Annotated in this window: 11 protein-coding genes and 2 pseudogenes; 3 read left to right on the top strand and 10 right to left on the bottom strand. The window is 52.7% G+C overall.

The window, feature by feature from the left end; genetic code table 11:
- Positions 1–149: 149 nt before the first annotated feature.
- A pseudogene (locus tag ACZ9GA_RS11695) lies at positions 150–992 on the bottom strand (IS5 family transposase).
- Between the two features lie 563 nt (positions 993–1,555).
- Between ACZ9GA_RS11695 and ACZ9GA_RS11690 the strand changes: the two are divergent.
- Complete coding sequence (locus ACZ9GA_RS11690; RefSeq protein ID WP_476226458.1) at positions 1,556–1,738, top strand: hypothetical protein; 183 nt, start codon at positions 1,556–1,558, stop codon at positions 1,736–1,738.
- Positions 1,739–2,020: 282 nt separating this feature from the next.
- On the opposite strand, the gene ACZ9GA_RS11685 is transcribed toward ACZ9GA_RS11690, so the two are convergent.
- From ACZ9GA_RS11685 to ACZ9GA_RS11655, 7 genes and pseudogenes are all read right to left on the bottom strand, one after another.
- Complete coding sequence (locus ACZ9GA_RS11685) at positions 2,021–2,647, bottom strand: MFS transporter (protein ID WP_457362523.1); 627 nt, start codon at positions 2,645–2,647, stop codon at positions 2,021–2,023.
- A gap of 103 nt (positions 2,648–2,750) precedes the next feature.
- Positions 2,751–3,647, bottom strand: coding sequence for an NAD(P)/FAD-dependent oxidoreductase (locus tag ACZ9GA_RS11680; RefSeq protein WP_457362524.1), 897 nt, complete (start codon positions 3,645–3,647; stop codon positions 2,751–2,753).
- 42 nt (positions 3,648–3,689) lie between these two features.
- Complete coding sequence (locus ACZ9GA_RS11675) at positions 3,690–4,946, bottom strand: MFS transporter (protein WP_457362525.1); 1,257 nt, start codon at positions 4,944–4,946, stop codon at positions 3,690–3,692.
- A gap of 27 nt (positions 4,947–4,973) precedes the next feature.
- A complete protein-coding gene (locus ACZ9GA_RS11670; RefSeq protein WP_457362526.1) occupies positions 4,974–6,095 on the bottom strand; it encodes a HesA/MoeB/ThiF family protein in 1,122 nt (373 codons plus the stop codon).
- A 91-nt stretch (positions 6,096–6,186) separates the two neighbouring features.
- A complete protein-coding gene (locus ACZ9GA_RS11665) occupies positions 6,187–6,651 on the bottom strand; it encodes a glycine-rich domain-containing protein (RefSeq protein WP_457362527.1) in 465 nt (154 codons plus the stop codon).
- A gap of 986 nt (positions 6,652–7,637) precedes the next feature.
- On the bottom strand, positions 7,638–7,961 hold the full coding sequence (locus tag ACZ9GA_RS11660) for a hypothetical protein (RefSeq protein WP_457362528.1): 324 nt from the start codon (positions 7,959–7,961) through the stop codon (positions 7,638–7,640).
- A gap of 37 nt (positions 7,962–7,998) precedes the next feature.
- Positions 7,999–8,841: pseudogene (locus tag ACZ9GA_RS11655) on the bottom strand (IS5 family transposase).
- A gap of 154 nt (positions 8,842–8,995) precedes the next feature.
- Between ACZ9GA_RS11655 and ACZ9GA_RS11650 the strand changes: the two are divergent.
- Complete coding sequence (locus tag ACZ9GA_RS11650; RefSeq protein ID WP_457362529.1) at positions 8,996–9,628, top strand: hypothetical protein; 633 nt, start codon at positions 8,996–8,998, stop codon at positions 9,626–9,628.
- A 170-nt stretch (positions 9,629–9,798) separates the two neighbouring features.
- Here ACZ9GA_RS11650 and ACZ9GA_RS11645 read toward each other — a convergent pair whose 3' ends face one another.
- Both ACZ9GA_RS11645 and ACZ9GA_RS11640 read right to left on the bottom strand, forming a co-directional pair.
- Positions 9,799–10,488 (bottom strand): LrgB family protein, encoded by a 690-nt coding sequence (locus ACZ9GA_RS11645; RefSeq protein ID WP_457362530.1) that lies wholly within the window; start codon positions 10,486–10,488, stop codon positions 9,799–9,801.
- Positions 10,488–10,943 carry a CidA/LrgA family protein gene (locus tag ACZ9GA_RS11640; RefSeq protein ID WP_457362531.1) on the bottom strand — a complete coding sequence of 152 codons (456 nt, stop codon included), beginning with the start codon at positions 10,941–10,943 and terminating at the stop codon, positions 10,488–10,490. Before ACZ9GA_RS11640 ends, ACZ9GA_RS11645 begins: the two co-directional genes overlap by 1 nt.
- Positions 10,944–11,055: 112 nt before the next feature.
- Between ACZ9GA_RS11640 and ACZ9GA_RS11635 the strand changes: the two genes are divergently transcribed.
- Positions 11,056–11,982 carry a LysR family transcriptional regulator gene (locus ACZ9GA_RS11635; RefSeq protein WP_457362532.1) on the top strand — a complete coding sequence of 309 codons (927 nt, stop codon included), beginning with the start codon at positions 11,056–11,058 and terminating at the stop codon, positions 11,980–11,982.
- Positions 11,983–12,032: the final 50 nt, after the last annotated feature.

The raw sequence follows: 12,032 nt of genomic DNA, 5'->3' as shown, positions 1-12,032 counted from the left end.
TCACGCGCCAAGCTTCAGACGCAACGAGCTCGATCAGGAGCGCCTTTCCGGCATCGCTGGAATTGGAGGCTGCTGGATTGAGCCTGGTCATGGGCAATGCTCGTTTTTCTTATCACCCAGGCATGGAGGTCAAGATAGGCAGAGATAGCCTAGGCTCTGTACGAAAAATGATGCCGTAGACACCGCATGGCGCAAGCCAGAGCGACCATCGCGGCATAACTTTTTGCAAGCTTGTAGAAGCGCGTCACGATGCGGCGACTTTCCTTCAGCCACCCAAATACACGCTCAATGACGTTCCGCTCCCGGTATTTTGGCTTGTCAAATAACCTGGGTAAGCCGGGCTTCGGCTTGCGTTTCATGATCCGCAACGGAATCACAGGCTGCATTCGGAAACGACCACAGTAGCGACGTAACGCCTCGGCGTCGTAGCCCTTATCGGCAAGCAACCAGCGACAGCGCTTGCGAGGGCGCCCCCGGCCGCTGGGGATGCTCGCGCCGTCGAGCAACGGTAATGTCGCTAGCATTTCCACCCGAAAGAAGAAAATTCAACGGTACGCCGTTGACGTCGCTCAACATGTGGATCTTGGTTGTCAGCCCACCGCGACTGCGCCCTAGCGCATGGTCTGTAGGCTCGTCAGGCCCCCTTTTTTCCCGGCACCGGATGAGGCTCGGGTTGCGCGCACAGCCGTCGAATCGATCATCCATGTTCGCAGATCAATCAGACCTTGTTCGTTCAGTCTCAGATGCAGCCGCTTAAGCATCTGATCGAAGGTTCCCCGGTTACGCCAGTCCCTGAAACGCTGATAAACCGTTGACCAAGGACCGAATTCTTCAGGCATGTCCCGCCACGCGGCGCCGGATCGGAGGATCCAGAGCACGCCATCAAGCATCCTGCGATCGTCAATCCTGGGCCGGCCTCTGGTACGTCTTTCAATGAAAAGTTCAGCGACCAAGCCCCACGCTTCATCAGAGATTTCGTATCGATTTGCCATCACAGGATTCCCTTCCTTGGATAGCAGTCAACTCTACAAAATCTCCAGACCGAAGGGGTGTGGGGCAATTTCCTTGAATTTCGTACAGAGCCTAGCACCGTACGGGTATTGCCTTAATCTAGTGCTCGGCAACCGAGCATCGAACTGCGGGTTCGATGTAGGTCGTCGCCACAGTTCTAGAACGCTTAAAACTTCCGAAGGGGGCGCCAAATGACCGCAGGCAGGAAGAATCATAAGCAGCCGCAGCTACAGAAGGCTGAGACCTACCTCTCGAGGTGATGCTTCCACCTTCGAAAGGCCCGCCTCCGTGAAACGCTATGCAACCGTTGAACGCGGCTAACCAAGCGCGACCAGCAAAGAAACCACGTAATCGCCGGCCCCTCGGCGGCCGTTACCAACGGCAGCCAATTGAACGTATAAAAAATTGTATTCACTTTCCTCACTTGGCGGGGACATTCTCATATGGTGAACCCTCAACTACCCCCCATTTGTTAAAGCCATAACCTAGGATCGTTGCGATTAATATGAATCCGGATAGACTCGCTTGCGGAGGAAAGGGGGCAATGGAAAGCAGCACGCTGACAAATCCTGCAGTGACGAACATGATGGTGCCGCCAGCCGCCGACGAGGCCCCCGCCTTCTCACTGAACATCTCCATTGCTCTAGAAGCCGCTGCGGGTCTGACCAATGTCGTCCCTATTGTGCAGATGATCATCGGTATAGCTACAGTAGCAATCGACAGCTGAAACTGAATCATGCCTACCATGATGAGGCTAGACAGTCCCGACAGAGCCAATCCGAGTTTGATTTGGGTATCGATAGCTAGCGTTTTAGATAGGCGAGTAGCCAGGAGCCCCCCAGCCACATAGGCTCCTCCGTAAGCCAGAAGCACAAAAGAGTAAGTCAACGACGATACGCGGAGTGTTTCAAGAAATATGATGGGAGAAATAGCGATGAAGCCAAAGTGGCAAGAGAATGCCATAGCGGAGGTCATCCAAGAATACACAAAGGGCTTAAAACTAAAAATATCAGAGTAGCGCTTCATAATTTCGAGCTTTTGCGAACGGGGCGGAAAGCACTGATTTTGCAGGTTGGAAAAAAAACAGCATGGTCTGCACCAACAAGATTGCTGCCAACCCAGCAAACACGTAGAAACTCCCTTGCCAGTTGAGCATGTATTGTAGGTAAGTCCCGAATAAAGGAGAAAAAGAAATGCAGAGCCCGCTCAATGAAAGCATGTAAATTCTAATTTTCTGCCGGTCTTCGACTGTGAAGACATCCTGGACGATTGCTTGAGCTAATACAAAGCATCCGCATCCTGCACCTTGCACTACTCGCGCTAAGGCAAAGGCCACTTGAGAGCTGGATAGAAGGCAGCCAGTGATGCCAATGAGTGACACTAAAAGCCCAAGCTTGAGCATGATAGGCCTACCATATTTGTCAGACAGCGGGCCAACCACGACTTGGGAGATCGAAAACCCAACCGCAAATGTCGCCACAAAGAACGTGACTTCACTGAGTTTCATCCCAAAAGCATCTGCCAACGCTGGATAAGAGGGAAGCAACACATCCAGCGGAAATACGCCGAGGGCCACCATGACGGAAAGCAGGAAAAGTGCAGATGCCTTAGAAGGCGATTTAAGCCTAATGTTCATGAGGATCTCTACTGTCTGTAATTCCAGAACGCCAACATTGCTAACTCTGTGGCGACAAGCCATTCACTCTCAAGCTGACGCTTGAAAATTTAAAACAACGAATTCATTCGCCAAAGATGGAGTGGTGATGCAGCCACCTGCCGACCTTATTGCCGTCCGCTGCAGCCCCGATAGCCTGAAAGAGCTGCCCGGATGCATCGCCACAAACGTACAGTCCTCGACATTCTGTGCGGCCAAAACGATCCAGGGTTAGATAACCTTGGGCATCTATGCCGCAGCCTAATTGGCCGGCTAGAGCAACACGGGGAACAATTTTAGGGCGGAGGAACAAAGCACCACATTTCAGCGATTTACCATCGGTAAAGTTGATTACACAACCGGAATCACTACCCTTTCTGAAGGAAGCCACTTGGTTATATATAATGTCAATATCCCGATCGACCAAGCTTGCTTTGTGTTGATCTTCAAGCCAGTTTCCCCCATCGACTAAAAGCGTGACTTTAGCTGCCCAAGATAGCATTTTTATTGCCTCTGTGATTCCGTAGTCCCCCGACGCATATACGCTAACGTGTTTATTCGAAAGCTCGTATGCGTGGCAGTATGCACAACTAAAAATCCCTTCCCCCCACATTTCATTAGCTCCATCGATCATAGGCAATACATCATCAACCCCAGTTGCCAGGACTACAAAATTCGATTTTAGTAGTGGGCCATCATCAACCCGAATCAAGAAGACATCGTCCATTTTTTCTAAGCTGAGCACCAAGCCATCCACTGTTTTTATTCCATAAGAAAGGCGCTCGCTTTCAAAACGTTCCCTCACCGCCAACAAAGTATCCGACTCAAGGCCAAGAAAGGCATGAAGCGAACCAGAATTTTTGTTCCTTGGTTGCTTTTGATCAACAATCAGAACATTCATCTTTGACCTGGCTAAAACTAGCGCAGCCGAAGACCCCGAAAAGCTTCCACCGATCACGACCACATCAAACTCATACGACATAAATCCCCCACGCTCACGATCGGCACTTCGTTGTCAGGATGTTTAAACAAGCGTTCGCAAATCTTTATTACCCATGCAGCAAGCCCCAACTCCCACTAGCGCGGCCCCGAGGCTAGATATCAAGAGCCCCAGTTCCCCCGTCAAATCCGCCGCCCAAAAATGCTCCAAAATAGGGAATGATTTTATGATCTCGGCAGAGACCGTTCCAACCAGTGGAACTGAAACAAGAACTGAAATGGGGGCCAATAAATACATGGCTACCGATCGTAACGCAATCACCCTTCCCTGAATCTCTGCGGGAGTATGCAATTGCCATATCGTCTGATTCGCTACCGCTACCGCAGAGATCGCTCCACCAACCGCTGGTGTTAATAGCCATAATGGTACGCCTAATGCAGTCGCACCAATTAAAGCGAAGCTAAACCCGAGTGCAAATACCCCTCCAAATAACAAATAAAATGAATTCAATCGGACTTTAAGACGTGAAAGCACAAGCCCCACCAAGAACATCCCACCGCCCATGGCTGCAGAAGCGCTACCCAGCTGAAAGCTAGTCCCCTGTGCCAACACATACGGGGCAAGAGCAACCATAAATATGGAGATTGCTGCATTGATCATCAGAAAAAAGCACAACAACACCACGAGTGATTTCTGTTTCCTAACCCAACCCAGTGAATCCTTAACGCCCTCAACAAATCCGTTATTCACTCGGGATAACGGTTTATTGCCTACAAAGTTTGGAATACAGGAAAACATGAATAACGCGCTACAGGCAAATGTTGAGCCATCCGTAAGCAACAAGAGAGGCAGCCCAAGCAGATTAAAACCTACCGCACCAAGCAAGGGGCCAAGCATCAACGTAGAACCTCTGAATATTTGTTGAACGGAGTTCACTCTAATTAAGCTGTCAGAATTACAGATCTGAGGAATCAATGAAGAGGAAGACGTGTAGCGAAACTCATTCACTATCGCCAAGACTAAAACCACCAACGCAATAGTTAGAGTATTCAGCAACCCTGCTGCATACAGGGCTAGCGTCATTATCACACAGACGAAAGAAACGACATCCGACACAATCAACACTAGACGCTTACTGTACGTATCCGCAGCGTAACCCGCTATAGGTGCGGTCAAGATGATAGCTAGAGGTGAGGCAATCCCAACCAAAGCCATCGATGCGTATGACCCAGTCAGCCGAAAATTCCAAACTCCTAGGCCAAATGCAGTCAGGCTGGAACCGAGACTACTTACGCCCATCATGAACACCATCAGAAATGGAGAAAGCGCATATTTTCTCATTTTTATTTCCATATACGAGCTAATGCGTCAGGCGGAGGTTGTTTCGTTGTTCTTAACGTTTCCGCATACAGCACACCCTCTATACCTGGGGTACTCCATTCTCTCGAGATGACCTAGTCTCGAGACGCTAAAGCTGTTGAATAGCAGGTCATCTTCGCCATGGCCCGCTAGGAAATGAAGAATGGCGGAGGACATAAAACCAGCGATGATCGTTGGCCCTGGGCCGAAAGCAGCCCGCGCAGGAAGCGGGTCGACGGTGATTTTTTTAACAAAACTCGCAGCATCCGCATACCTAGACCGGTATGTTTTTGCTTGGCACAAGTAGCAAGAGGACACGAATGGAACGCTAATGGGCCCTATCCAATTATTGGCCATTGCCATGAAAGGGATTCGATTAAAAATCGACGCCTGCCCGATCCATGCACGTATTTCCAAACGCGGTTGATCCGCGCATAGCACTATAAAATTGCTCCCAGCTGTGAGGCTTTGGGCTTGCTTTGCGCCTGAGACAAACTCTGGTACCACCTGAACCTGCGTCTGTGAGTTATGTGCCTGAAGGGTTTCGGCCAACACACTGACCTTGCTTCTGCCGATGGAATTTTCTGGATAGAGAATTTGACGTGGCAAATTATCCTCCCCTACCGTATCCCCATCAATCAAACGAAGGGTACCTACCCCTGCCGCAGCCAGTAACATCGCTATCATTGACCCCAAACCACCAACGCCAATGATAGTAACTACTGAAGCATCAAGATTGCTGTTCATCAATCGGACGGGCATTTTGCTATTGGCAAACTTTCTAAAATATTCATCTTGCCAGCGAAATCTGGACGGTGGATGGCTTTGGCCTGGAAGCTCCAAATCTTCTGACGACCGTATCACTCCTAATTGCCATAAATTTGCAAGCGATGACAACTGATAACGCTTTCCTGTTTCGCGATTGTAACGAGCAGTTATTTGTTTAGCTTCCCCGGCATCCCTAATAATCCAATACTCATCGCTTTCCATTTTAAACTCAACGGAAGTCCCTTTTTCATCGTGAATCCATAGCGAACGATCGCTATACTCAACTCCCCACCCAGCAACGACTTCCATTACACAGCCATCATCACCAAGGTCATCCAAAATAGAAGCGCTAATTTTGATCACAAACAGAACCCCAAATTTATGTTGACTGGCTCGCGCGCAGGTCTCGACGCAAGCGATCATAAGTTTATGAGAAGGCGGCGACTCTCCTGGATCACCGCACGGGGTAAAGCCGCGGTAAATCCACATACCATCGCCTCACTACATCCGCGCCCAGTTTCTCATACACTTCGTGCATCGCTTTGCTCAGGACAGCTCTATTGATTTCAATGAAGCGTGCTGGATCATGTGCGGCCAGAGTCAAACTAGCGCCATTTACGCCATCAGGCGTTGGGATATGGTGTATATAACGATGAAAAAAATTCTGGCAGAACTTCGTATATTCCACGGTACTCAAAATAAATTCATGCCAAAAGGAATCAATAATGACTTGCTCTGGAAAGCTCGGAAAATCGAATTCCGAGCCATCCCTAGCACCAATCAACCACAGCCATTTCTTTAGATCAACAAACAAATCTTCAGATTCCGCTTGGGTGAGATTCATCTTTTTGGCATACGCACGCACCAGGGCTGGATTTTCATACGACATTACGTCTTCCAAGCTGACAATAGTATCCATGCAACCTCTCAAGAGCACGAGTGGCTTGGCAATTAGAGTGTGACTTGATAAAGATGAGCGAGGTGCGCCGACAACTTTCAAAATCGTACGATCGTCGGCGCACCTCGCGGAGCTTACATAAGCTCGCGCGACTCAGTACAGCAGCACAACGCGAGAGGCGGGTGTTCTTTCCAACGGTTGGAGCTTTCGTCTAGTATCTCAGCAATTAAATCTGCTGCTTCGGCGGAAGGGCGCGGTTTACGTTCTACTTCAACTTCGACTTCCATAGAATTACCTACCTTACTTTCGGCATTGTTTAGTGGTTTCCTTTACCCCATGGGGCACATGTAAAATAGGGATCCAATATTTCCCTGTCAAGTCAATCTCGACACAAACAGACACAAATTCAAACGCACTAATTCATAACACGCCCCCTCCATTATGGCGCGTGGTTATGCGCTTATAATTCAATGAGTTGTGAGGCTAGACGTGTTCCTGGCACCTAAATGAAGCGTGCGAATAAAACCATGTTCAATTCTGGACAGTACATTATTACAGTGCCCGGAATCAGTGCGCGCAGTAACTAAGCATCCAGCATGGCATCTGTGGTGGCATCGAATTAGCCGGCCACGTAGATTTGCCAGTGTTCGACGCTACTGGTAGCGACGCTTGTTTGATTGTAGAACGATAATTTCTGCTGGCATGAGACCTACACCACCGCGCGGCCTGGCCTCAAATGCTTCGCTGCGAGATTAGGTACGTACATCGGTACACAGGGCATCGAAAATCCGATGACAGGGGCTGATGAATTGGGCAGAAGTTCAGTGAAATACTTCCAGCCCATGGTCAGGCCAGAAGTATCCTCAAGGACTCTTGGGTTCAGCTGTCTGAGAGCTGGCAGCGAGATGAGTGCGGCAGTCCCTGAACCGCCGCGCATTTGCATCCTGACATTACTAGCCTTCTCTCAATCGTGTTGCGACGAAGGCTCGGGCTTAACGGCAGAACCGTTAATGAACCGGTCTTGAGCTTGCGCCAGGCTTGGCCTTAGCCTGTATTACCAACTCGACCTCGCGCTCGCCTCTCATAGCTTCATACCGCTCAATCAGCGCCTCTTCCCGAGCTTGAGATCTGGCCAACTGCGCCTGAAGGCTTTCGATGTAAGGCGATAGTTTTTTGATGGTGTCCTGCTGAGCTTGATCTTCTATCGCTGCCAAGCCTCCTCTCTCGCCGATGCGACCATTTCTGGCCGCTCCGCCAGAGCAATACTTGCCGGTTTTTTCGTTGAACCAGGTCGTTGTATATCCCTTCCGATAATCTGCTGGATTTTGCATACGCAGTTCACCTCAAAGACGAAAGAGTGGCCCGAGACTAGGCTCTGTACGAAAAATGATGCCGTAGACACCGCATGGCGCAAGCCAGAGCGACCATCGCGGCATAACTTTTTGCAAGCTTGTAGAAGCGCGTCACGATGCGGCGACTTTCCTTCAGCCACCCAAATACACGCTCAATGACGTTCCGCTCCCGGTATTTTGGCTTGTCAAATAACCTGGGTAAGCCGGGCTTCGGCTTGCGTTTCATGATCCGCAACGGAATCACAGGCTGCATTCGGAAACGACCACAGTAGCGACGTAACGCCTCGGCGTCGTAGCCCTTATCGGCAAGCAACCAGCGACAGCGCTTGCGAGGGCGCCCCCGGCCGCTGGGGATGCTCGCGCCGTCGAGCAACGGTAATGTCGCTAGCATTTCCACCCGAAAGAAGAAAATTCAACGGTACGCCGTTGACGTCGCTCAACATGTGGATCTTGGTTGTCAGCCCACCGCGACTGCGCCCTAGCGCATGGTCTGTAGGCTCGTCAGGCCCCCTTTTTTCCCGGCACCGGATGAGGCTCGGGTTGCGCGCACAGCCGTCGAATCGATCATCCATGTTCGCAGATCAATCAGACCTTGTTCGTTCAGTCTCAGATGCAGCCGCTTAAGCATCTGATCGAAGGTTCCCCGGTTACGCCAGTCCCTGAAACGCTGATAAACCGTTGACCAAGGACCGAATTCTTCAGGCATGTCCCGCCACGCGGCGCCGGATCGGAGGATCCAGAGCACGCCATCAAGCATCCTGCGGTCGTCAATCCTGGGCCGGCCTCTGGTACGCCTTTCAATGAAAAGATCAGCGACCAAGCCCCACGCTTCATCAGAGATTTCGTATCGATTTGCCATCACAGGATTCCCTTCCTTGGATAGCAGTCAACTCTACAAAATCTCCAGACCGAAGGGGGTGTGGGGCAATTTCCTTGAATTTCGTACAGAGCCTAGTATGCCCAGATGATCCACAATGACTCGCCCCCTGCTGCTAATACCTGAGTCGCTATTCATGGATGACATTCCGCAACCTTCAGATAATCTACCCAACCTTCAACACGCAATGCAGCGCAAGCTTGGGCGCTGCCTTCTGCAGCTACAGCAATACGAAAAGCTCTTGAAAGCCATGGTCGCCCACAGCTCGCTGAGTGGCCCTTTGGACCAACTGCCTACTATCCGAGAAAGGATGATCCAGGCTGTCCGTCAGAAGACGATGGGAGCACTGGTAGGCATACTGACCGAAAGCTACATGACCTCGCCCACCTCTGGGAACAAAACACCGCTAGCGGAAATCGATCCAGGCGATGATATCTGGGTTAGCTATCAACACGAGCTAAAAATCTCATCCGAGCAGTACGAGAGCACGAAGTCGGCTCTAAAAGAGTTGGTCGCACTGAGAAATGATCTGGTGCATCACTTCATTGACCGATTCGATCTTTGGTCAACTGAGGGCTGCGCCGCGGCAGATCAATTTCTGGAGGAGTGTTATGAAACTATTCATCACCACTATCTGAATTTACGAAGCTGGGCTAAGGCCATGAATGAAACCCACACCGCGATGGTTCAGTGGTTACAGAGCCCTGAGGCCGAAAGCATGCTCTGGGACGGTCTGGTTCCCGCTTCGTTCGACAGGGCTGATGGCTAAATATAGTGCTGTTTGCGAAAGGCTCTATACAGGGCCTAGCCGCGACTGGCTCTGGGGTATGAGCAGCGTCAGTAAACCCCGCAACGACGCACCCAGGGCCACCGCGTCGCCTCCTTCCCGAGCTTCGCCCGGTCCCACAAATTAGGCTTGGGGCTCCATGCCCGCACCTCTCACCCCAAAACCACCGCAATCCCCGGCGCCAACACCACCGTCAACACCCCACTAAAAATCATCGTCAAACTAGCCACCGCCCCCTCCTCCGGCCCCACCGCCCGGGCAATGCTCAGCCCAAACCCATGCGCCGCCGCCCCAAACGGTGCCCCCTTGGCCACCCGCGACCGCAACGGCAGCAACGCCAGAATCACCTCCCCCAACACAATCCCGAACAACCCGGTAATGATCACAAACAACCCCGTCAACTGCGCCGTCCCACCCAGGTGCGCCGAGGCCTCCACCGCAAACGGCGTGGACACTGACCGCGCCAGCAGGCTGCGTGCAATCTGGCTGTCGATGTGCAGCGCCTTGACCAGCAGTTCAGTGGTAGCGATGGACACTACAATGCCCGCCACGCTGCCCACGCACAGGGCCAGCCAATACTTCTGAATCAACCGCCGGTTTTGGTAGATCGGCAGCGCGAACGCCACGGTCGCCGGCCCCAGTAGCCAGACCAGCCAGTGGGCGTCCCGGAAGTACAGTGAGTACGGGGTGGAGGTGATCTGCACCAGCGCAATCAGCAGCAATGAGGTGACGATCGCGGGCATCAGCCATACGCGCTTGTAGCGTTTATAGACCGCCTGGTTGGCGTAGAACAGGCCCACGGTGGCCAGCAGGAACAGTAGGGAAATCAGCCAGGCTTGCATTACACCAGCTCCTGTCGGGCTGCCAATGGGCGTTTGCTGCGGTGCGCGGTAAGGCGCTGCAGTTCGCGTTTGCGCGTCCAGGCGCACAGCCATTCAACGGTGAGCGCGGTGGTGATCAGCACCGAGGTGAAGCCCACGCCGATGGCGATCAGCAGCTTCAGGCCTTCGCTTTCAAACAGGCTGGTGTATTGCACCACCGAGACCACCAGTGGGATGAAGTACAGCAGCATGTTGGCCAGCAGCAGTTCGCCGCCCTGCTCGAACAGGGTGGGCTTGACCACGCCGCTCATCAGCAGGGCTACCAGGATCAGCAGGCCCAGGATGCCGCCGGAGATGGGCAGGTGCGTGAGGGTGGCAATGCGATCGGCCAGGGCCCAGATCAGGATCAGGAAGGCAATCTGGCCGAGGGTCTGCAGCCAGCGCAGGGCGGGTTTGGATGGGGTGTGGGTCGACATGGGGCGTTCCGTGGTGCAGTGAATCCAGTGAAAGTGCCGCCATGCTAGCCAGTTGACCTTGAAAGATATAATGAATTAGCTTCATCAAAATCATGCCAATTTGGAATGCATCATGGATATCCGCGCGTTGCGCTATTACGTGGAAGTGGTCGACCAGCAAAGCTTCACCCGCGCGGCCACGCGCCTGCACGTGACGCAGCCGACGGTGAGCAAGATGGTGCAGCAGTTGGAGCAGAGTTTTGGTGTGGCCTTGCTGGCTCGCGATGGCAAACGGTTCCAGGTGACGGATGCGGGCATGGTGGTGTTGCAGCGTGCGCGGGAGATCATTGCGCTGCATGACACCATGAAGGTGGAGGTGCGCGACCTGCAGCAGGTGGAGCGCGGGGTGTTGCGCATGGGGTTGTCGCCGTTTACTCATACGGTGTTGGCGCCGGTGCTGGCGGCGTATCACGCCAATCATCCCAAGGTTGAGCTGAAGCTGTTCGAGATTGGCAGTAATGCCACGGTTGCTGATCTGCGTGACGGCGGGCTGGAGTTGGGTACGTTGCTGGATTTTCCGCGGGTGGCGGATATCTGGTCGGAGTTTGATTCGCTGCCGCTGTTTGAGTCGCCGCTGTGTTTGCTGGCGCCAGCGCAGTCGCCTTGGCAAGGCCGGGATTTTGTGGAGTTGCGGGAGCTGGCGGACTGCGATTTCATTTTCTATGGCGATGCTTTTGCGTTGAATGACCTGGTGACTGACGCCTGTGCCGAGGCTGGTTTTGTGCCGCGGATCAGCGGGCGTAGCGGGCAGTGGGATTTTATCGCGTCGCTGGTGGGGCTGGGCGTGGGGGTGGCGTTGTTGCCGCAGATGTATTGCCAGACCTTGCGGGCGGAGCAGTTCACGATTGTCGAGGTGCGCTCGCCGGCGTTGATCTGGAAGCTGGTGCTGGCGTGGCGGCGGCATGGGCAGTTGTCGTTTGCGGCGCAGGCTTGGTTGCATCTAGCCAGAAGCCTGCTCCCGGCCGCTGCCAACCCAGAACTGCCGCGCACGCCCCTGTAGCCGCTGCCGCCAGGCTGCGCTGGCCCTCAACCTCACGACACATGTTCAGT

It is taken from the genome of Pseudomonas sp. TE3644 (assembly GCF_056278815.1).
The sequence above is the reverse complement of the archived record's forward strand: the minus strand, read 5'-3'. Positions and strand labels throughout refer to the sequence as shown.